Source organism: Tepidibacillus sp. LV47, from assembly GCF_048381575.1.
Classification (GTDB): domain Bacteria; phylum Bacillota; class Bacilli; order Tepidibacillales; family Tepidibacillaceae; genus Tepidibacillus.
In genome coordinates this window covers 1-21,157 of sequence record NZ_JBLWIF010000013.1, presented here as the reverse complement: position 1 = coordinate 21,157, position 21,157 = coordinate 1, and the positions used below count along the sequence as shown (strand labels likewise).

General features: G+C 36.6%; 18 protein-coding genes, 1 pseudogene and 1 riboswitch. Of the genes and pseudogenes, 17 read left to right on the top strand and 2 right to left on the bottom strand.

Annotated elements, in window-relative coordinates; all coding sequences use genetic code 11:
• Positions 1 to 173 precede the first annotated feature (173 nt).
• The 7 genes from ACMW72_RS11270 (at position 174) to ACMW72_RS11240 (ending at position 8,871) form a co-directional block, all read left to right on the top strand.
• Positions 174 to 1,337 carry an iron-containing alcohol dehydrogenase gene (locus ACMW72_RS11270; protein ID WP_418368937.1) on the top strand — a complete coding sequence of 388 codons (1,164 nt, stop codon included), beginning with the start codon at positions 174 to 176 and terminating at the stop codon, positions 1,335 to 1,337.
• 185 nt (positions 1,338 to 1,522) lie between these two features.
• Positions 1,523 to 1,999, top strand: a complete 477-nt coding sequence (gene tsaE / locus ACMW72_RS11265; protein WP_418368936.1) for a tRNA (adenosine(37)-N6)-threonylcarbamoyltransferase complex ATPase subunit type 1 TsaE — start codon at positions 1,523 to 1,525, stop codon at positions 1,997 to 1,999.
• A complete protein-coding gene (tsaB, locus tag ACMW72_RS11260; RefSeq protein WP_418368935.1) occupies positions 1,980 to 2,699 on the top strand; it encodes a tRNA (adenosine(37)-N6)-threonylcarbamoyltransferase complex dimerization subunit type 1 TsaB in 720 nt (239 codons plus the stop codon). Before tsaE ends, tsaB begins: the two co-directional genes overlap by 20 nt.
• A gap of 10 nt (positions 2,700 to 2,709) precedes the next feature.
• Positions 2,710 to 3,162, top strand: coding sequence for a ribosomal protein S18-alanine N-acetyltransferase (gene rimI / locus ACMW72_RS11255; protein WP_418368934.1), 453 nt, complete (start codon positions 2,710 to 2,712; stop codon positions 3,160 to 3,162).
• Positions 3,159 to 4,232, top strand: a complete 1,074-nt coding sequence (tsaD, locus tag ACMW72_RS11250) for a tRNA (adenosine(37)-N6)-threonylcarbamoyltransferase complex transferase subunit TsaD (RefSeq protein WP_418368933.1) — start codon at positions 3,159 to 3,161, stop codon at positions 4,230 to 4,232. The genes rimI and tsaD overlap by 4 nt, the downstream gene beginning before the upstream one ends.
• 264 nt (positions 4,233 to 4,496) lie before the next feature.
• Positions 4,497 to 6,653, top strand: coding sequence for a PAS domain S-box protein (locus ACMW72_RS11245; RefSeq protein WP_418368932.1), 2,157 nt, complete (start codon positions 4,497 to 4,499; stop codon positions 6,651 to 6,653).
• 43 nt (positions 6,654 to 6,696) lie between these two features.
• Positions 6,697 to 8,871 carry a hypothetical protein gene (locus ACMW72_RS11240; RefSeq protein WP_418368931.1) on the top strand — a complete coding sequence of 725 codons (2,175 nt, stop codon included), beginning with the start codon at positions 6,697 to 6,699 and terminating at the stop codon, positions 8,869 to 8,871.
• Here the strand turns inward: ACMW72_RS11240 and ACMW72_RS11235 are convergent.
• On the bottom strand, positions 8,868 to 10,196 hold the full coding sequence (locus tag ACMW72_RS11235; RefSeq protein ID WP_418368939.1) for an ABC-F family ATP-binding cassette domain-containing protein: 1,329 nt from the start codon (positions 10,194 to 10,196) through the stop codon (positions 8,868 to 8,870). The two genes, ACMW72_RS11240 and ACMW72_RS11235, sit on opposite strands and share 4 nt — an antisense overlap.
• A 21-nt stretch (positions 10,197 to 10,217) precedes the next feature.
• Positions 10,218 to 10,790 (bottom strand): annotated as a pseudogene (locus ACMW72_RS11230) (ATP-binding cassette domain-containing protein); the annotation flags it as partial.
• Positions 10,791 to 10,873: 83 nt separating this feature from the next.
• Between ACMW72_RS11230 and ACMW72_RS11225 the strand changes: the two are divergent.
• The 10 genes from ACMW72_RS11225 (at position 10,874) to ACMW72_RS11180 (ending at position 20,968) form a co-directional block, all read left to right on the top strand.
• Positions 10,874 to 11,446, top strand: coding sequence for a 5-formyltetrahydrofolate cyclo-ligase (locus ACMW72_RS11225; RefSeq protein ID WP_418368930.1), 573 nt, complete (start codon positions 10,874 to 10,876; stop codon positions 11,444 to 11,446).
• Positions 11,447 to 11,527: 81 nt separating this feature from the next.
• Complete coding sequence (locus tag ACMW72_RS11220; RefSeq protein WP_418368929.1) at positions 11,528 to 12,178, top strand: molybdenum cofactor guanylyltransferase; 651 nt, start codon at positions 11,528 to 11,530, stop codon at positions 12,176 to 12,178.
• Positions 12,162 to 13,142, top strand: coding sequence for a molybdopterin-binding protein (locus ACMW72_RS11215; protein ID WP_418368938.1), 981 nt, complete (start codon positions 12,162 to 12,164; stop codon positions 13,140 to 13,142). Before ACMW72_RS11220 ends, ACMW72_RS11215 begins: the two co-directional genes overlap by 17 nt.
• Positions 13,136 to 13,660 (top strand): molybdopterin-guanine dinucleotide biosynthesis protein B, encoded by a 525-nt coding sequence (mobB, locus tag ACMW72_RS11210; RefSeq protein WP_418368928.1) that lies wholly within the window; start codon positions 13,136 to 13,138, stop codon positions 13,658 to 13,660. Before ACMW72_RS11215 ends, mobB begins: the two co-directional genes overlap by 7 nt.
• Positions 13,644 to 14,321 (top strand): redox-sensing transcriptional repressor Rex, encoded by a 678-nt coding sequence (locus tag ACMW72_RS11205; protein WP_418368927.1) that lies wholly within the window; start codon positions 13,644 to 13,646, stop codon positions 14,319 to 14,321. The genes mobB and ACMW72_RS11205 overlap by 17 nt, the downstream gene beginning before the upstream one ends.
• A 35-nt stretch (positions 14,322 to 14,356) precedes the next feature.
• Positions 14,357 to 15,103, top strand: coding sequence for a twin-arginine translocase subunit TatC (gene tatC / locus ACMW72_RS11200; RefSeq protein ID WP_418368926.1), 747 nt, complete (start codon positions 14,357 to 14,359; stop codon positions 15,101 to 15,103).
• A gap of 439 nt (positions 15,104 to 15,542) precedes the next feature.
• Positions 15,543 to 15,824 (top strand): co-chaperone GroES, encoded by a 282-nt coding sequence (gene groES, locus ACMW72_RS11195; protein ID WP_418368925.1) that lies wholly within the window; start codon positions 15,543 to 15,545, stop codon positions 15,822 to 15,824.
• A 112-nt stretch (positions 15,825 to 15,936) separates the two neighbouring features.
• Complete coding sequence (gene groL / locus ACMW72_RS11190; protein WP_418368924.1) at positions 15,937 to 17,556, top strand: chaperonin GroEL; 1,620 nt, start codon at positions 15,937 to 15,939, stop codon at positions 17,554 to 17,556.
• A 162-nt stretch (positions 17,557 to 17,718) separates the two neighbouring features.
• Entirely contained in the window at positions 17,719 to 19,257 is a 1,539-nt protein-coding gene (gene guaA, locus ACMW72_RS11185; RefSeq protein ID WP_418368923.1) for a glutamine-hydrolyzing GMP synthase, read from the top strand.
• A gap of 95 nt (positions 19,258 to 19,352) precedes the next feature.
• Positions 19,353 to 19,454: riboswitch (purine riboswitch) on the top strand.
• Between the two features lie 155 nt (positions 19,455 to 19,609).
• Positions 19,610 to 20,968: an NCS2 family permease gene (locus ACMW72_RS11180; protein ID WP_418368922.1), complete on the top strand. Its 1,359-nt coding sequence runs from the start codon at positions 19,610 to 19,612 to the stop codon at positions 20,966 to 20,968.
• Positions 20,969 to 21,157 lie beyond the last annotated feature (189 nt).

The window sequence follows — 21,157 nt, the reverse complement described above, 5'->3', positions numbered from 1 at the left end:
TCCAGCCTTCCAAGCTGGCGGCGTGGGTTCGATTCCCATCACCCGCTCCATTTTTAACTGCAAAGTTTCAACGATAGATGAAAAGAACTCCATATATATGGATAAACTAGTACCCAATGGGTGCTTTTTTTATATTTATTTATTTCATTTTACATAGTTAGGAGTGAAAAATGATGAATAACTTTGTCTTTCAAAATCCAACCAAAATTTTCTTTGGTAAAGATCAGGTACAAAATGTAGGAACGGAAACGGCCAAATATGGGAAAACAGTTCTTGTTGTAACTGGCGGTGGCAGTGTAAAACGGTCTGGATTATTTGACCGTGTCATCGACCTCCTCAACAAAGAAGGATTAACCATCCACGAATTATCTGGAGTTGAACCAAACCCTCGCCTTAGTACAGTAAAAAAAGGCATTGAAATTTGCAAAAAAGAAAATGTAGATATTGTTTTGGCTGTGGGTGGTGGAAGTGTTCTTGATGCTGCAAAAGGTATTTGTGCAGGAGCAAAATATGATGGTGATGTTTGGGATTTTTATGCTAAGAAAGCTACGATTCAGGACGCTTTGCCACTTGGAACAGTACTAACATTAGCTGCAACAGGGTCTGAGATGAATGGGAACTCGGTTGTCACCAATTGGGAAACAAAGGAAAAAATTGGCGTAGGAAGCCCCTATCTTTATCCTAAATTTTCGATTCTCGATCCAACCTATACTTTTACCGTACCCAAAGATCAAACCGTTTATGGAATCGTCGATATTATGGCCCATGTATTTGAACAATATTTTAGCCATACACCAAATACACCATTGCAAGATCAAATCAGTGAATCCATCTTAAGAACCGTGATTGAACAAGCTCCAATCGTTATTGAAAAACCTGATGATTACGATGCAAGAGCAAATATTCTCTTAGCTGGAACAATGGCCCTTAACGGTTTAATCAATATGGGAAAACAAACCGATTGGGCGACACATGCGATGGAACATGAAGTTAGCGCCATCTATGATATTCCTCACGGAGGCGGTTTAGCGATTATCTTCCCAAATTGGATGAAATACGTCTATGAAGAGAATATTGAAAAATTTAAGCAATATGCGATTCGCGTATGGGGTGTAACTACAGAAGGGAAGACAGATCAAGAGATTGCTCATGAAGGAATTGAAAAAACAAGAGAATTCTTTAATTCCATTGGTGCTCCTGCAACCTTTGGCGATTACAATATCGGTGATGAGAATATTGAATTGATGGCGAAAAAAGCTACTCGTGGGGGTACAATTGGCAACTTTAAAAAACTAACGGAAGATGATGTGAAAAACATCTTAACCATGTGTTTATAATCTGACAACTTTATTAGGGCTTGTAGTAAATCTGCTACAGGCCTTTTTCTAAAAATAAGAAAGTATAAGATTTACCTATTATTATCAATCCTTTTAGCAAATTGGAGAAAAAAATGATAAAATAAAAAAATATATTGCGAAAATAACAAAATAACAGGGAATAAATTTAAAGGATGATCAAACGTATGAATCCTTATCAAATCATCACAAACAGTGTAGAGGAAACACAAGCAATCGCCAAGCGGTTTGCTAAATATCTTAAACCAGGCCATGTCATTGCATTAGAAGGTGACCTTGGCGTGGGAAAGACGATTTTCGCCCAAGGTTTGGCAAAAGGTTTAGAAATCAAACAAACGGTCAATAGCCCAACTTTTACTATCATCAAAGAATATCAGGGTCGTCTCCCTTTCTATCATATGGATGTGTATCGACTGGAGGATGAAAATGAGGATCTAGGCTTTGAAGAATACTTTTTTGGTGAAGGAGTTACGGTTGTAGAGTGGGCAGAAATCATTCAAGAATACCTACCAAAAGAATTATTAAAGATTAAAATTACCCGCTTAGATGACGAAAGCCGGCGTCTAATCATCTTTGAACCAAAAGGCGAAGAATATCTTAAGCTTTGTGAGGAGTTTTTCCAACATGAAAATATTAGCGCTTGATACCTCAACAGCAGTGATGGGGGTTGCTTTATTAGATGAGAAAAAAGTATATGCTGAAATCACAACCAATGTAAAAAGAAATCATTCCATACGATTCATGCCGGCGATTGAATTATTATTTCAAGAAGTGAATTGGCAACCAGAAGAGATTGATTTGATTGCAGTAGCAAAGGGCCCTGGTTCTTATACTGGAGTGAGAATCGGAGTAACTACTGCCAAAACATTAGCTTGGGCCTTAAATAAACCCATCATCGGGATCTCTACACTCGAAGCGATGGCATATGAAAACAAATGGTTTAAAGGTTTGATATCCCCGATCATTGATGCAAGAAGGGATCAAGTTTATACAGGGCTATATCAAAACAAACAAACAGGATGGGAAAATAGCGAATCCGACCGAATCATCTTGCTTTCTGATTGGCTGAGAAAGTTAAGGGAAAAAGAAGAACAGGTCTTATTTGTTGGTGATGATGTAACCCTACATCAAGAAAAAATTATAGAGGTTTTAGGAGGAAAAGCGGTATTTTGCGAACCTCAATTTGCTATTCCTCGCCCAAGTATCATCGGTTATTTAGCAAAAAAAGAGTTTGAACGAGGTCATATCGATAATGCCTTCGACTTTGTTCCAGAATATCTACAGCTTGCAGAAGCGGAAGTGAAGTGGCTTGAAAAACAGCAAAAACAGGGGATTTCCATGTAGGTGAAAGCAGATGAATACGGATCGCATTCAGATTCGGAGGGCGACGATTGGCGATGTGGATCGAATTTGGGAAATAGAGCAATTATCCTTTTCAACCCCTTGGTCTTTGCAAGCTTTTGTCAACGAATTAACGACGAACAAATATGCCTATTATTTTGTTTTAGAATTCGATCAAAAAATTGTTGGCTATGTTGGCATGTGGTTGCTTTTTGATGAAGCCCATATTACAAACGTGGCTATTGATCCAGCATTTAGGGGAAAGAAACTAGGAGAATTATTGATGAGATATGTGATGAATACGGCAAAGGCTTTCGGTGCGAATCGTATGACTTTAGAAGTTCGGGTATCCAATCATGTTGCAATTTCTCTTTATAAAAAATTGGGATTTAAAGAAGAAGGAATACGAAAAAATTATTATGCAGATACATTTGAAGATGCGATCATTATGTGGGTGAATTTATGAAAAAACATTGGCATGATATCATCAAAGAAAAGAAAGAAAAAGTGTTGGGTCAAGAATTGGATCATCCAGTACGGATTTTAGCGATTGAAACGAGTTGTGATGAAACGTCCGTCGCTATCGTTGAAGATGGGCAAAAGGTATTAGCAAATGTGGTTTCATCACAGATTGAAATCCACAAACGTTTTGGCGGAGTTGTTCCTGAAGTTGCCTCACGTAAACATGTAGAGGGAATCAACTATATTTTAGAAGAGTCCTTGCAAGAGGCACATCTTACTCTCGACAAGATCAATGCTATTGCCGTAACCAATGGACCTGGTCTGATAGGAGCATTACTAGTAGGTTTGGCTGCAGCCAAGGCGATTGCTTTTGCAAAAGGAATCCCATTGATTGGGGTTCATCATATTGCTGGACATATTTACGCAAATCATTTAGTAAGACCGTTAGAATTTCCTCTCATCGCATTAGTCGTATCAGGTGGACACACGGAACTGATTTATATGAAAGATCATTTAGAATTTGAGTTATTAGGAGAAACAAGGGATGATGCAGCAGGGGAGGCATATGATAAAGTTGCGCGGGCACTACAACTTCCATACCCAGGTGGACCTCACATTGATCGTTTAGCCAAACAAGGAAATCCAATTATTCCTTTACCTAGAGCTTTAATGGATGAATCTTATGATTTTAGTTTTAGTGGTCTTAAATCGGCGGTCATTAATACCTTGCATCATGCAAGGCAGCGCGGTGAAGAAGTGAAAAAAGAAGATATGGCTGCTAGTTTCCAAGAGGCCGTTGTTGATGTTTTAGTCGAAAAAACCTTTCGGGCAGTGGTGAATAAAGATGTAAAACATTTAGTTTTAGCTGGCGGAGTCGCTGCCAATAGTAGACTAAGAGAACGGCTGATGGAAAAAGCAGAAGAATTAGGAGTTCGTTTAACGATTCCCCCCTTATCATTATGTACAGATAATGCAGCGATGATTGCAAGTGTTGGTTATTATCTTTATATACAAGGAAAGTGGAGTTCATTAGACTTAAATGGGATTGCTAGTTTACCGTTATCCACGTTATGAAATGACAGACTTATCCACAAGGGATAGGTCTTTTTTTTTTGGGAATGCCTTGTGGATAATGTTTAAATAGTTATCAACATTATGTTGATAAATATAAAGAAAACGGTGATTATAGCCCCTTTAATAGGAGTTCCTTGTTAATAAAATTGTGGATATGTGGATATTCAAAAAATTTCATTTTATTAGACAGGATTTTTTTGAAAAATAGAGAATGTTTAAGAGTACTTAAATTGACTTGCTTGGATTTGAAAGGGGTCAAATTTTGTGAAAGATAAGCTCAATGATATTTACGCAAAAGTGGTTATTTTCCTTTTAGTACCAATGATCCTTCTTATCTTCTTTTTTTATTACGATAAAAACGATACATATCTTTCTCATGTGAAACAAACAGAGGCAGAGATGGCCGAAATTTTATTATCGGAACAGGCGTATATGATGAATCAATTAGAATTAAGGCCCTTAATACTGGATGAAAAACTTGAAGATGAAATGAATTTTACCAAAATCTCTACCCATGGGATTCAAAAGATTTTGCTTGAAATTTCAAAAGAGGGACTTAATCATGGCGCCCTTGGAATTTATAGTTCAATGAAAGGGAAAGTTGTCTTACATCTTGGACTTAGGGAAATTTTACTAATATTTTCTAATAAACAGATTCAATCAAACTTAGAAAATAGCGGCATGGATCCTTTTTATACAGAATTAGATGATAAACTTGTATATGTTGTACCGATTACTGAAAATGGGAAGAGTAAAGGATTCATTTATACTTATCATGTGGATGAACAAAAACAGACGCATCTTTTTTTATTTGCGCTTATTTTTCTCATTGCTTTAGTGATTGCCTTATTCGGGGCAAAATGGATCGATCTTAAAACAAAAAGACAAATCAATCAGTTAAAACAAGAATTACAAGCATTACAGGAGACAGGTAAACCATTAAATCTTCGGGATGATCGTTTTGGTGAGATTGCAAAGTCCGTCAATCATATAAAAGAAGACTTAACCTTAAGATATCAAGTCATTAAATCAATCATGGACAGTATTCCACTTGGTATCGTCTATTACGATAAAAATGGCATGGTTCAATCTGTAAATGAAACTGCAAAACAAATAACGGGATTTACAAAAGAGGAAATTGAGAACTTTACAGTATCCGGTAATCTCTTAGGAGATACCCAACATATCTTCTGGGAAACTTTACGATCTGGCGAGAGTTTTCTAGGATTTGAAAGCTTCTGTCCAACAAAAGATGGAAGGGAAATACCAGTAGTTACGTCAACCAAACCCATCTATGATGAATCAGGGAATTTATTAGGAATCGTTAGTTCGTTTATTGACATTTCAGAACTAAATCGTTTACAGAAGGCTGAACAACGAGCAAAGATTATCTTAGATTCCATCTCAGATGGGGTAATCACAGTTGATAATCAAGGAATTATTATTAGTTTTAACCGTGGAGCCGAAGAAATGACAGGTTTAAAGGCGGAACAAGTAATTGGAAAATCTTATGATGATCTTTTTATTAAGAAAAAAACGATTTTTACAAAATTAACTCTTACCCTAAGAAGTGGGCATGAATATACCAACCATAAAAAAAAGATTAAGACAGAAGATGGCAGAACAGTCCATTTAATCATTTCCACCAAGTTAATGAGAAATGAAAATGGAGAACAAATCGGTGCGGTAGGAATTTATAAAGATATTACCAAAATCATCGAACTAGAAGAACAAATCCAAAGAGCAGATAAACTAGCGCTGATTGGAGAATTGGCAGCTGGAACTGCACATGAGATCCGAAATCCTTTAACCACGATTCAAGGGTTTATTCAACTATTAAAGTATGAACTAAAGGGGAATAATCAACAAGAATATTTAGAGATCGTTCTTAAGGAAATTGCCCATATTAATGAGATCATTAAGGAAATGTTGCTTTTAGCAAAACCGAGTGCTCCACAAATGAGAACGGCATCATTAAACCAGATCATTAAAGATACTATCGGTTTTATGAATGCCGAAGGGCTGCTATATAATGTGAAATTAGAAATGGAATTAGCCGATCAATTGCCACCGATTGATTTAGACGAGCGCCAAATCAAGCAGGTATTTATCAATTTAATTCGGAATTCAATCCAAGCCATGGATGACGGTGGTGAAGTCATCATTAAGACCTCGTACGATGAAATAAAGAGAATGATCTATGTTTATGTGATTGATAATGGTATAGGAATTTCCGAAGAAAATCTAGCAAAAATCTATGAACCTTTTTATACGACAAAAGAAACAGGGACTGGCTTAGGAATCCCGATTTCATTTAGAATTATGGAAAACCATGGGGGAACATTAGATATCCAAAGCAAACTTGGTGAGGGTACAAAAGTTACTTTATCTTTTCCCCTTGATAGGGATGATTCCTTCTAAACATGGGAAAAATAGAATTAGCTTGTTTAGAAGGGATGTTAACATGTTTAAAAGAATTTCCTTCGTTCTAACCATTTTGACGATCTTATTTTTAGGATCGTCTTTTTCATTCGCTTTTGCAAAGAAAGAAGAGATTGACACACAAATCGTCATGGTACTTGTGAATCATCTTTCTTTTGGCGATTACCCCATTTATACGAATAGCATTGGCTTTCAAAGCTTAGAAAAAAAAGCGTTAAAAGGAGCTATGAACATTAATTCAGCTGGGAGTATAACGGATGCAAATTCCTATTTAACCATTAGTGGCGGGACAAGAGGAGCAAGTTCAAAGGATATTGGTGATTCATTCTCAGCGATAGAGTATGTGGATGAAACTAAAAAAGTGAAAGCCAAGGATCTTTATCGTCAACAAACAGGAAGAATCGTAAGTGAAAAGTCCATTCTTTTTCTTTCCTTTCAACGTCTGATACAAGAAGAGAAGCAAAAGTTCCCTTTTATTTATGGGGCGATAGGAGATTTATTAAAACAAGCAGGACTTAAAGCTTATGTCTATGGAAATCAAGATACAGATACCAAACATCGTTATGCACCCCTTCTTATCATGGATCAATATGGGGAAAGTTTTGGTGATGTTTCCAGTCGTACCGTTGTGATGGACCCAAGTAGACCCTATGGAATCAAAACCAATTATGATTATTTATATCAGTGTTTTCTTAAAGCGAAAAACGCTGGAATTTCATTGATTGTTTTTGATCTTGGCGATTTATACCGATTGGATCAATTACAAAAAGAAATGGATCCCCATCATTTTGCAAAAATCAGACGCCTCATTATTGAGGAACAAGGACAGTTTATTGAACGATTGAAAAATAGTTTGGCTAAAAATCAACAATTGCTTGTCTTTGCCCCAATGGTTTCGAATCAAGCGATACAAGATCGCCAATTATTAGCGCCAATTTGGTGGTACAATTCGGGCAAAACTGGCAATTTATTAACATCAAACACGACAAAACGCGCAGGAATTGTAAGTAATGTTGATATTGCACCAACGATTTTAACGGAGTTGGGAGTTGTCTCTTTACCAAAAGAGATGATTGGCCAAAAGATAGAGTCGATTCAATCGGATCTAACACTGATCGATGAATTGGATCAAGTGTTTACCACAAATCGTCAAAGACCAGATGTCCTGTATACTTATGTCTTTTGGCAAGTCATTATATTGCTTATATCGATAACAGTTTGGTTGCTTAAGTGGAAAAAAGGGTATGTTTTAATCAGAGTAGGTTTAATCAGTATGTTGTATTTGCCATTATTGCTTTTAGTCACTTCTCCTTTTTATAAGATGAATCCATGGCTCTATATTCTGCTGTTATTCATAACAAGCCTGCTATTAGGGTTTTTGACAAGTTACATGGAGTTCATTTTGATATTTAGTCTCGTTGGTTTACTTACATGGTTTTTCATTACCCTTGATTTAAGTATCGACTCTTACTTCATGAAAAGATCTTATCTTGGTTATGATCCGATCATTGGCGCAAGATATTATGGGATTGGCAATGAGTATATGGGAGTATATATAGGGTCAACTCTTTTATTTACCTCATCCCTCATCCATAAAAAACGAAATGGGTGGACATTGGCATTAACGGGTCTTGTTTATGGTGGAGTCATTTTTATCCTTCTTTTTCCTACTTTAGGGACAAATGCGGGAGGAGCTATTTCTGCTTTGGTTGCAATGACATTGACTTATCTCAAAATGTTACATGTTCCCTTTCGGAAAAAAGGGATTTGGATTTTCCTTGCATTATTTGTTCTTGGGTTTTTCGGCTTGGCCTTTAGTAATCTTGTAATTGGAGATCATGAACAATCCCATATAGGCAGAGCGCTAATCTCATTAATTCAAGGCGATTTTCTTATGATTTATCAAATCATCATGCGAAAATTAGCCATGAATTGGAAACTGATTCAGGTTTCATCTTGGAGTAAAGTCATGGCCACATCTCTTTTTGTCATTGCTATCTTATTTATAAAACCACAAGGTGCATTCAAAGCTTTTTTTGCAAAGTCACCCTATTTATTCGCTGGGTTTTATGGAATTATTCTCGGTGCAATTACAGCATTGCTTGTGAATGATTCAGGAATTGTGGCTGCTTCGACGATGATTATTTTTGTAGCTTCCCCTATGATGTTATTAGCTTTAGAAAAAAAACTGAGCTAGAAAAATTTCTCTAGCTCAGTTTGGAATTTTTCCCATTGTGTAAGGGATAAATTCAAGTTTTCTTTAAGTTGCTGAAGTTCTTGACTTTTTTCATAGGCAAGTTGGTGATTAGAATAGACTTCAGGGATAAGAAGCTCTTTTTCAATGGAAGCGATTTTTTCTTCTAATTGTTCGATCTGCTGCTCGATCTCTTCAATTTGTCTTTTCAGTTGACGTTCTATTTTTTTTCGTTCTTTGTCTTCATGAAATTTTTGTTTTTGTGGATATTCATTTTCATTCCCTTGCTTTATCTTACTTTCTTCTAGTTCTTCCTTTTTTTCCAGATAATAATCGTAGTTTCCAAGGTAGGTTATGACTCCATCTTGGGTCAATTCAAACGTCTTTGTTGTTATGCGATTGAGAAAATAACGATCATGTGAGATCATAAAGATCGTTCCAGGATAATCGATTAAAGCATTCTCCAAAACTTCACGGCTTATGGTGTCTAAATGGTTTGTAGGCTCGTCTAAAAGCAGGAAATTTGCCTTTTTTAACATCAATTTTGCTAAGGCAACACGGGCTTTTTCTCCCCCGCTTAGATCCTTAATTTTTTTAAAGACATCATCCCCCGTAAACAGAAAATTGCCTAGAAGGGTTCGGACTTCTACTTCATTCTTCTCTGGATATTGGTCCCAGATTTCATCAAGAATCGTTTTTTCATCCGTTAAATCTTCTTGTTCTTGCGCATAATAACCAATCGTCACGTTTGATCCGTATTCGATGGATCCATTTGTTGGTATATGTTGATGAACGATGAGTTTAAATAAGGTAGATTTTCCTATCCCGTTTGGTCCGATCAAGGCCACTTTTTCTTGGCGATTGATTTGGAACGAAACATTACGAAAAAGAACCTGATCATTAAATTGCATACCAAGACTTTCCACTTTTAATACAACATGACCACTTTGTTTTTCGATGTCAAAAGTAAAATGAGCCTTTGGTAAATCTGTGTTCGGTCGATCGATCCGTTCCATTTTTTCTAATGCTTTTCTGCGGCTTTTTGCCCTTCTTGTCGTCGAAGCCCGAGCGATATTTCGCTGGATAAAATCCTCTAATCGGGCAATCTCCTCTTGTTGTTTTTCATATTGTTTGAATTGTTGTTCAATCTCTTTTGCTTTTTGTTCAATATAGGAACTGTAATTCCCTATATAGCGGGTAGCTTTCGTTTTTTCAATTTCATAAATCACGGTAACAAGTTGATCAAGAAAATAGCGGTCATGAGAGACAAGAAGGATCGCTCCAGGATAAGTTTTAAGATACGTTTCTAACCAAGTTAATGTCTCCATATCTAGGTAGTTTGTCGGTTCATCTAGGATTAATAAATCAGGGGATGAAAGGAGAAGTTTTGCTAAAGCAAGGCGTGTTTTTTGTCCTCCGCTAAGGGTATGAATGGGAGTCGTTTTATAATGAAATGATTGAAAGCCAAGGCCATGAAGAACACCACGAATTTTCGCTTCATAATGATAGCCGCCTTTTTCCTGAAATTCTTCACTAAGCTTGGCATAGTTATTCATTAAGCTCTTATATTGTCTTTGATCCTTATTTGCTAGTGTTGTCATTTTTTCTTCCAGTTGACGAAGGATCTTTTCTTGTTCAATTAGATGAGAGAAAACAGAAAGCATTTCTTCCCAAATGGTTTTTTCCGATTCTAAACCCCTGTCTTGGGCAAGATAACCTATTGTCACATTTTTTGCGATTTGAATTTCTCCAGAATCAGGAGATAATTCCCCGGCGATCATTTTTAGTAACGTGGATTTTCCCGCTCCATTCATCCCGACTAATCCAACTCGTTCTTGAAAATGGATAATTAGATCAATATCCATTAAAATAGGATCAGTAAGATATGCTTTTGTGATCTTTTTTGTTTGTAAAAGTATCATAAATTTCACCTCATTTGCTGTCCGAAAATTAGTGTATCGTATAATCAAGAATCATAGCAAGTGAGTAGGGGAAGGGAAAAAAGATGGAACGAACAAAAAAAAATTTACGTCAATTTTTTTTAGAAAAAAGAAACCAATTGGACTCTTTCACCGTTAAAGAAAAATCAGAAAAAATTAATCAAAATTTGCTGACACATCCATTGTATCAGCTTAGTCAAAGGGTGATGGTTTATCTTTCTTTTAAAAATGAAGTGGATTTAAAGGGCCTCATTGAACATGCTTGGAAGCAAGGAAAACAAGTGATTGCACCAAAAACTAATTCTAAAACGAAACAGATTGATCCATATCTCATCCGTTCATGGAGTGAATTGGAAAAAGGAATTTTAGGAATTCTTGAACCCAAGACCTGTGACAAAAATCCTTTTCCTCTTAAGGAAATTGAACTAGTATTAGTACCAGGGTTAGCCTTTGATTACCAAGGATATCGGCTGGGTTATGGCGGAGGTTATTACGATCGTTTCTTTGATCGTTTTGCAAAACCTCCTTACCGTATTGGGATTGCCTATGATTTTCAGAGAGTACCTCATTTACCTAGGGATGATCACGATTATCCAGTTGATGAAATTTGTACTGAAAAAGGCTGTTTCAAACTATAATGAGGATAGAGTAAAATAAAAGAAGTTTGTTCATTTATGAGCAAAATGATAAAAAATATTGTACAATATAGGTAGGAATAAATGATGACTTTTACATCATTATTATTAGCAGGTGGTTTGAATAAACGGATGAACCGATTCCCTAAATGGGAGCTAATGATTGGGCATGAAACGATGTTACAACGATCCATACGTTTTTTAAGGGGATATTCAAAGGAAATCATCATCGTTTCTGGTGGGGAATATCGATTTCCTAGGTTGGATCAAGATTTGATCCCGATTCGTGTGGTTTATGATCCTACTCCCTTTTTGGGCCCATTAAACGGAATTTTCACAGGTCTTATGGAAAGCAACCATCACTATCATTTTGTGATTGCAGCCGATATGCCTTTTTTTTCGATGGAGTTTGCTCAATATATGGTTGAATTAGCGGTTTCAAATCAAGTTGACCTAGTAATTCCAGAATGGAAGGGAAAACTACAACCTTTACATGGGGTTTATGCGAAGACGCTTGTAAAGTCAATGAAAAAGGATTTATCGGTAGGTAAAAATAGTCTAATTAAATGGATCTTCGAACAGAAAAATAAAATGATTATTGATGAACAAATCGTCGCTCAATTTAATCACAGTGGGAGAATGTTCTTTAATATGAATTATAAAGAAGATTACGATCAAGCATTAGTTTGGATCAGGGAGGAAGAACGTGAAAAACGGGATGTTAAAGGAAATTAGAGTAGAAGATGCTGTTGGCTATACTCTTGCTCATGATTTAACCAAAATTATACCTGGCGAGTTTAAAGGAAGAGCTTTTAAAAAAGGTCATGTGATTCGTAAGGAAGATATTCCAGAACTATTAAATATGGGCAAAGAACATATCTATGTGATTGATCTTAAAGATGGGTATCTCCATGAAAATGATGCAGCGATTCGTTTAGCCAAGGCCATTGCAGGTCAAAATGTAGAAATGAATGAACCTCATGAAGGGAAAGTAACCTTAACCTCATCCACTTACGGTCTAGCTAAGATCGATGAAGAATTAGTTCATCAAATTAATCATGTTCAAGATGTGGCCCTTGCAACGATTTTAAATAATAGAATCGTTCATCCAGGTTCAAAACTAGCAGGGACAAGAGTATTACCCCTTATCGTTGAAGAAAAAAACATTTTGGAAGTGGAACAAATAACCAAAGGAAAAACAGTCATTCAAGTCAAAGAATTTATTCCTTTTCAAGTAGGACTGGTTACTACTGGGAGCGAAGTATATAAAGGAAGAATAAAAGATCGTTTTAAACCCATTGTTCAAGATAAATTAAAAGCCTTTGGATCAACATTGATTGAACAACGTTTTGCTCCAGATGATGTTGACTTGATTCAAAGGGAGATCAACTATTTTGTTGAAAAAAAAGTAGACCTTATCCTCGTTTCTGGCGGAATGTCTGTGGATCCCGATGATCGAACACCATTTGCCATACGGGAATTAGCAACGGAAGTGATTACCCAAGGTACGCCGATGCTGCCTGGTTCCATGTTAATGCTGGCTTATATTGGTACGGTTCCCGTTTTAGGATTACCTGGGGGTGTATTACATGATCCCTATACGGCTTTTGATGCTGTATTACCTCGTATTTTAGTAGGCGAAAAGGTAATTAAGGAAGAAATCATTCGTCTTGGCTACGGAGGGTATTTCGGGTGTTAAACCAAAAGATTCCTATTGTTAGTTTTGTAGGGTACTCGGGTAGTGGCAAGACGACGCTATTGACAAAGGTAATAGCCGCCTTCAAAGAAAAAGGTTATCGGGTTGCCACGATTAAACATGATGCTCACCGTTTTCAGATGGATGTGGAAGGGAAAGATACTTGGAAATATGCTCAAGCAGGTTCTGACATCGTTTTGATCAATTCGCAAGAAAAATTAGCAATGATTGAAAATTTAGAAAAACCAATCTCATTTGAAGAAGTTGTATCTCATATCAAAAATGTTGATATCATTTTTGTAGAAGGATATAAGCACGAGTCTCCTCCCAAAATTTTATTAGTCAGAAGGGAAACAGATTTAGAACTACTTTTCCAATTAAGAGATGTAATGGCGATTGCAACTTCTTTATCTTTACAGTTTGATCAAATTCCTGTTTATGATATCAACGATTTAAATGGGATTGTTCATTTCATTGAAATGAAGATATTGGGGGAGAAAAAACATGGCTCAAGAAAATAAAATACCTCACGTTACAGCAAAGCGCTTACCGCTTTACTATCGTTATCTTGAAAAACTGCATTTGATGGGAAAACAGCGAGTCTCTTCTGCTCAGTTGAGCAAAGAATTGCTCATTGACCCGGCAACAATACGCCGAGACTTTTCTTATTTAGGAGAACTAGGGAAAAAAGGCTATGGCTACAATGTTAGTTATTTGCTTCAATTTTTACGAGATTTTTTAAAACAGGATGAAGTCACAAACGTGATCCTCATTGGGGTTGGAAATCTAGGAAAGGCGCTTTTACACTATAATTTTTATAAAAGTAGAAATACCAAAATCGTTGCCGCCTTTGATAGTGACCCTAACAAATTTAACCGGGAAATTGATGGAATTCCTGTCTACGGAATGGAGAGTTTAAAAGAAGTTGTCGATTTATTTCGAGTGGAAGTAGCCATTTTAACCGTACCTGTTTATGTAGCTCAACAAGTAACGGATCAAGTGGTTGAAGCTGGTGTCAAAGGAATCCTTAATTTTACGCCATCGCGTTTGACTGTACCACCTCATGTAAGGGTCCATCATATTGATTTAACGACAGAATTGCAAACGTTGGTGTTCTTTCTAAAAAATCCTGATGTCTTGGAAGAAGAAAAAGATTCAGAATCAGAAACCACAGAATCTTAAAAAGCAAAAAACTATAAGGAAAGGAATCGGATTTTATGGAGGAACATGAAAAGGATAAAGCCATGACGGTTGTTGGCCATTTAGAAGAATTAAGGAAAAGAATTATCTGGATTATTATCTTTTTTGTGATCTCTTTGATTGTTGGTTTTATGTTAGCTGATCCTGTGATTCGCTACTTTACACATGATCTGAATGCTAAAAATATTACATGGAATGTGTTTCGCCTTTCTGATGCTTTAAGAGTATATATGTATTTTGCCTTTGCCATTGGTATCACGATTTCTTTACCATTTGCTTTGTTTCAAATTTGGCTATTCATTGCGCCAGGGTTAACCAAAAGGGAAAGAAAAGCCACAATGTGGTTTATCCCGACTGCCTTTATTCTTTTTTTACTGGGAGTTTCATTCGCTTATTTTATTCTCTTTCCGATGGTTGTGAATTTTTTGTCAAATATTTCGAAACAATTAGGCGTTGTCGAAGTGTATGGAATCGCCCAGTATTTTAGCTTTATGCTGAACATCGTGATTCCCTTTGGTATCGTGTTTGAGCTTCCAGTTGTCGTGGTTTTTTTAACGCGTCTTGGCATCATTTCACCTAAATTGTTAATTAAAATTCGCAAACTGGCCTATTTCGTATTAATTATTGTAGCTGTTACTATCACCCCGCCTGAACCGATGTCAGATATTCTCGTCTCTGTCCCGCTGATTTTGTTATATGAGATAAGCATTATACTATCCAAAGTGGCCTCTAAGAAACGCCAACAAGCGTTAGAAGAAATTTAATATGAACACAAAAAAAGAGCACGTCAATCTTATGCAAAGCTGTGTGCTCTTTTTATGTCCTTATAATATCATTGCAGCTATCCAACACCTGTAAATGCTCAATAATAAGGGCAAAATTACGTTTATTCTAAGCAAACTAAGCCCTAACATAACGAATATCGAAATAACGACTGCATTCATTCATATCCTCCTTGTTATTATTTTAACTTTAATTTATTACCAATTTATCAAATTAAAAAATTGAAATTCATCAATAATTTTTTTATGTATCCTTTGTTGGAATATTATGCTAGAATTTGGGCATACTGTTTGACGGAAAATTTTTTAATAAAACGACTTGAAAAATATGTTAGATTTTATTATTATTAAAAATGTGTTAGCACTCGACTTAGATGAGTGCTAATAAAATGAATAAACACATAAGGAGGTTTCTGTTAAGATGATTAAACCAGTTGGTGATCGTGTCGTTATTGAGCCAATTGAAAAAGAACAAACCACAGCAAGCGGAATTGTTCTACCAGATACTGCGAAAGAAAAGCCACAAGAAGGCCGTGTAATCGCAGTAGGTAGTCGTCGTAATGAAAAAGGGGAACGGGAACCATTAGATGTTAAAGAAGGGGATCGTGTTATCTATTCCAAATATGCAGGAACTGAAGTGAAATATCAAGATAAAGAATACTTAATCATGCGTGAAAGCGATATTCTTGCGATTATTGAATAAATGCTTCTACGCAGTAAAATTTTTAATACTTAACAATAATACGTAACATTTATACTTAGGTAGTAATCTTCATCACATAAATCTTCGATCAAGTTTTATAGGAGGGAATAGAATGGCGAAACAAATTAATTTTGGTGAAGAAGCCCGTCGTGCAATGTTACGCGGTGTAGATGCTTTAGCAAATGCAGTGAAAGTTACATTAGGACCAAAAGGACGTAACGTTGTATTAGAAAAGAAATTCGGTTCTCCATTAATTACAAACGATGGTGTAACCATTGCAAAAGAGATCGAATTAGAAGATCCATTTGAAAATATGGGTGCTCAACTTGTAAAAGAAGTTGCAACCAAAACGAATGATGTTGCTGGTGACGGTACAACAACTGCTACTGTACTCGCTCAAGCATTAATTCGTGAAGGATTAAAGAACGTTACTGCTGGAGCTAACCCAATGATCATCCGTAAAGGGATTGAAAAGGCTGTAAATGCAGCTGTGGAAGAAATTAAGCGTATCGCAAAACCAATCGAAGGGAAAGAATCGATTGCACAAGTAGCTGCCATCTCTGCTGCTGATGAAGAAATTGGACAATTGATCGCAGAAGCAATGGAGAAAGTAGGAAAAGATGGGGTTATTACCGTAGAAGAATCAAAAGGTTTCGTTACTGAACTTGAAGTGGTTGAAGGAATGCAATTCGACCGCGGATATATTTCTCCATATATGATTACTGATACGGACAAAATGGAAGCTCTATTAGAAGATCCATACATTTTAATTACAGATAAGAAGATTTCAAATATCCAAGATATCCTACCTGTTCTTGAAAAAGTTGTACAACAAGGACGCCCACTTTTAATTATCGCAGAAGATTTAGAAGGTGAAGCGTTAGCTACATTGGTTGTCAACAAGCTTCGTGGAACATTCACTGCTGTAGCTGTAAAAGCTCCTGGTTTTGGTGATCGCCGTAAAGCAATGTTACAAGATATCGCCATCTTAACTGGTGGTGAAGTGATCACTGAAGAATTAGGTCTTGATCTTAAAACCACTACTGTTGATCAATTAGGTCGTGCACGTCAAGTACGTGTAACCAAAGAAAATACTATTATCGTTGATGGTGCTGGTGACAAAGCTCAAATCGCAGCTCGTGTAAACCAAATCCGTCAGCAAATTGAAGAGACCACTTCTGAATTTGACCGTGAAAAACTTCAAGAACGTTTAGCTAAATTAGCTGGTGGAGTTGCAGTGATTAAAGTCGGTGCAGCAACTGAAACCGAATTAAAAGAGAAGAAACTTCGCATTGAAGATGCTCTTAACTCCACACGTGCAGCTGTTGAAGAAGGTATCGTAGCCGGTGGTGGTACTGCACTTGTAAATGTCATCCCAGCAGTAGAAAAAGTAGAAGCTACTGGGGATGAGAAAACCGGTGTTGACATCGTAAAACGCGCTTTAGAAGAACCAGTACGTCAAATTGCAAATAATGCTGGTTTAGAAGGTTCTGTGATTGTTGAGCGTTTGAAAAAAGAAGAAGTTGGCATTGGTTTCAACGCAGCTACTGGTGAATGGGTAAACATGATTCAAGCTGGTATTGTTGACCCGGCAAAAGTAACTCGTTCTGCTTTACAAAATGCTGCTTCCGTTGCGGCTATGTTCTTAACAACTGAGGCAGTTGTAGCTGACAAGCCAGAAGAAAATAAAGGCGGTAACCAAGGCATGCCAGACATGGGCGGCATGATGTAATCAACTTCTAAAAGGTCCTTTCTACAAAAAGAAAGGGCCTTTTTTTTTAAAAAAAATACTGAAAAAATTCCAACTTGACGTTTTTTGACGAATTTTGCTAGAATGGCAACCATAAAGGCCTAGGTAGTTTATATGAAGTTGCAGCTTTAAGGAGGAGCTGTTGTGGAAAAACCAAATGAATTGATTGTTGTACTAGATTTTGGTGGACAATATAACCAACTGATTGCTCGTCGAATTCGTGAACTTGGTGTATATAGTGAATTGATTCCCTATCACACTCCAATAGAAAAAATTCGCGAAATGAATCCAAAAGGGATCGTCTTTTCTGGAGGACCTGCCAGCGTCTATGTTGACGATGCACCGATCGTTGACCCCAAAATCTATGAATTGGGTATTCCCATTCTTGGGATTTGTTATGGAATGCAATTAATGACCCATCAATTACAGGGGAAAGTAGAACGGGCAAATGTAAGGGAATATGGAAAGGCAACGATTGAAGTGAGAAACGATTCCCTATTATATCAAGGCCTGCAAAAGACCCAACAAGTATGGATGAGCCATTCCGATTTAGTGGTAGAACCACCTACTGGTTTTCAAGTGGATGCAAGTACTGACCATGCTCCAATTGCAGCCATGAGCCATCCAGAAAAAAAATTTTATGCTGTCCAGTTTCATCCAGAAGTGAAACATTCGATTTATGGAATGGATATGATCAAAAATTTTGTTTTTAATATTTGTAAAGTTGAAAAAAAATGGAGTATGGAAACATTTATCGAAGAAAAAATAAAAGAAATCCGTGAAACCGTTGGCGATAAAAAAGTATTATGTGCCTTAAGCGGAGGAGTCGATTCCTCTGTAGTGGCTGTCCTTATGCACAAGGCGATTGGCGATCAATTAACCTGCATGTTTGTTGATCATGGTTTGCTTCGTAAAGGTGAATCAGAAAGTGTGATGGAAACTTTCCATGAGAAATTTCAGATGAATGTTATAAAAATTGATGCGAAAGATCGTTTCTTAAATAAATTAAAGGGCATTACAGATCCTGAACAAAAACGTAAAATCATTGGAAATGAATTTATTCGTGTGTTTGAAGAAGAATCACAAAAGCTTGGTCAATTTGATTTTCTCGCCCAAGGAACTTTGTATACAGATATTATCGAAAGTGGAACAGAAACAGCCCAGACCATCAAATCCCATCATAATGTGGGCGGTCTTCCTGAAAAGATGCAATTTTCGTTAATCGAGCCATTAAAAACGTTATTCAAAGATGAAGTGAGAAAGGTAGGCAAAGAATTAGGGATTCCTGATGAAATCGTTTGGAGACAACCATTTCCAGGACCTGGATTAGCGATTCGTGTACTAGGGGAAGTTACGGAAGATAAACTGGAGATTGTTCGTGAATCTGACTATATTCTACGCGATGAAATCAAAAAAGCAGGATTAGATCGGGAAATTTGGCAATACTTCACTGTTTTGCCTGATATCCGTAGCGTAGGTGTCATGGGAGATGTACGGACTTATGCTTATACCATTGCGATTCGTGCAGTAACGTCGATCGATGGTATGACGGCAGACTTTGCGCGTATACCTTATGAAGTATTAGAGAAGATATCGACCCGTATCGTGAATGAAATCGATGGCATTAATCGCGTTGTTTTGGATATTACATCAAAACCACCAGCAACAATAGAATGGGAATGAACAGTTATAAACCGAACAAAATAATATTTTTTATAATAAATGTTCGTTTTTATGTTGACGAGTGTCCTCTTTTTTGTTAAACTAACCATGTAATCAAAAACAATCTATAGCAGCTTCGTATATGTTTGGGAATATGGCCTAAACGTCTCTACCAGGCAACCGTAAATTGCCCGGCTACGAAGGTGTAAACAAACGATCATAAATGGAATGATTCTTTTGAGAGGATTTCCTATTGGGTTAGGTAAATTGTCGTCAAAGAGTCATGATATTTGTTGTTTAGTTTAGACCTTTTTGCCTGGGTAGAGACACTACCTAGGTTTTTTATTTAATTAGAAACAGGAGGAGAAACAAAGTGGAACGTACATTAAATGTGTCACCAAAGGTAAAGGCTGGTACGAATCGCTCTTTATTAGATCGTATTTTTCGACTTTCGGAAAATAATACCAATATTCGTACTGAATTGCTTGCTGGTGTTACAACCTTTTTAACTATGGCTTATATTTTGATTGTAAACCCCATCTTTTTAGGGAAAGAAGCGGGGATGGGTATTGGCTCGGTATTTGTCGCAACCGCTATAGCTTCTGCCATCGGATCTTTATTAATGGGGCTTTTAGCTAATTACCCTATTGCTCTAGCACCAGGAATGGGTTTGAATGCATATTTTACTTTTACTGTGGTTTTGGGAATGAAAGTTCCTTGGCAAACTGCACTTGGTGCTGTTTTTCTTTCCGGTCTTATATTTTTCATTTTGACATTGACCAAAGTGCGGGAAGCGATTATTAATGCGATTCCTTCTGGATTGAAATTAGCGGTGTCTACAGGCATTGGATTATTTATTGCGTTTATTGGTTTTAAAAATGCGGGGATTATCGTTGCTGATCCGCAAGGTACCTATGTTACTTTAACACATGATTTAAGTAAACCTGAAATTTTATTGACGATTTTAGGATTAGTCGTAACTTTATTCTTTATGATAAAAAAAGTTCAAGGTGGTATCTTTTACGGAATGATTATAACGGCAATTGTAGGTTGGATTTTTGGTATTGTAAAAACACCAACCGCCATTTTTTCCGCACCACCTTCTGTTGCACCCACTTTTCTCCAATTAGATATCATGGGTGCTCTTAATATGGGATTATTAACGATTGTTTTTTCATTCCTTTTTGTTGACTTGTTTGACAATATCGGAACTCTTGTTGGAGTTATGAATCAAGCTGGTTTTTTAAAGGATAACAAAATACCAAGAGCAAGTCGAGCCTTATTTGCAGATTCGATCGCAACAATGGCGGGTTCTTTATTCGGAACTTCTACAGTTACCTCTTATATTGAATCTTCAGCAGGTGTTGCAGCCGGCGGACGCACTGGATTAACAGCAATTTTTACGTCATTACTATTTATTGTGGCATTATTCTTCTATCCTCTAGTTGAAGCTGTTGCAGGTGTATCAGCCATTACTTCTCCAGCATTAATCATCGTTGGGATCTTGATGGCAGCAAGTATAAAAGATATTGAATGGAAACAACTAGATGAAGCAGTGCCAGCATTTTTAACAATGTTAATGATGCCATTAACTTTTAGTATCGCAACGGGTATTAGCGTAGGATTTGTTATTTATCCATTAGTAAAAATCTTTGCAGGGAAAGCAAAAGAAGTTCATCCAATTATGTATGTACTTGGTATATTGTTTGTTTTAAGATTTATCTTCCTATAATTATTTAAATAAGATCAACACATATTTTACCTTACCCTATTTGACTGTTGTTGCTCATTAAGCACAACAGTCTTATTATTTTTACTCGGTGTGACAACGTTCAACAAGATGTCGGAAATTGGCAGAAAAAAGTATATTGACATAATATCAAAGGGTATGATAGTGTATTAGATGTCGTTTCGTTGCGAG

Coding starts and splice junctions, on each gene's coding strand:
- groES (WP_418368925.1), top strand. CDS start 15,543: ATGATTAAACCAGTTGGTGATCGTGTCGTTATTGAGCCAATTGAAAAA.
- ACMW72_RS11205 (WP_418368927.1), top strand. CDS start 13,644: ATGGCTCAAGAAAATAAAATACCTCACGTTACAGCAAAGCGCTTACCG.
- ACMW72_RS11225 (WP_418368930.1), top strand. CDS start 10,874: ATGGAACGAACAAAAAAAAATTTACGTCAATTTTTTTTAGAAAAAAGA.
- tsaE (WP_418368936.1), top strand. CDS start 1,523: ATGAATCCTTATCAAATCATCACAAACAGTGTAGAGGAAACACAAGCA.
- ACMW72_RS11240 (WP_418368931.1), top strand. CDS start 6,697: ATGTTTAAAAGAATTTCCTTCGTTCTAACCATTTTGACGATCTTATTT.
- ACMW72_RS11220 (WP_418368929.1), top strand. CDS start 11,528: ATGATGACTTTTACATCATTATTATTAGCAGGTGGTTTGAATAAACGG.
- tsaD (WP_418368933.1), top strand. CDS start 3,159: ATGAAAAAACATTGGCATGATATCATCAAAGAAAAGAAAGAAAAAGTG.
- ACMW72_RS11235 (WP_418368939.1), bottom strand. CDS start 10,196: ATGGAGACATTAACTTGGTTAGAAACGTATCTTAAAACTTATCCTGGA.
- ACMW72_RS11215 (WP_418368938.1), top strand. CDS start 12,162: ATGTTAAAGGAAATTAGAGTAGAAGATGCTGTTGGCTATACTCTTGCT.
- ACMW72_RS11270 (WP_418368937.1), top strand. CDS start 174: ATGAATAACTTTGTCTTTCAAAATCCAACCAAAATTTTCTTTGGTAAA.
- rimI (WP_418368934.1), top strand. CDS start 2,710: ATGAATACGGATCGCATTCAGATTCGGAGGGCGACGATTGGCGATGTG.
- tatC (WP_418368926.1), top strand. CDS start 14,357: ATGGAGGAACATGAAAAGGATAAAGCCATGACGGTTGTTGGCCATTTA.
- tsaB (WP_418368935.1), top strand. CDS start 1,980: ATGAAAATATTAGCGCTTGATACCTCAACAGCAGTGATGGGGGTTGCT.
- groL (WP_418368924.1), top strand. CDS start 15,937: ATGGCGAAACAAATTAATTTTGGTGAAGAAGCCCGTCGTGCAATGTTA.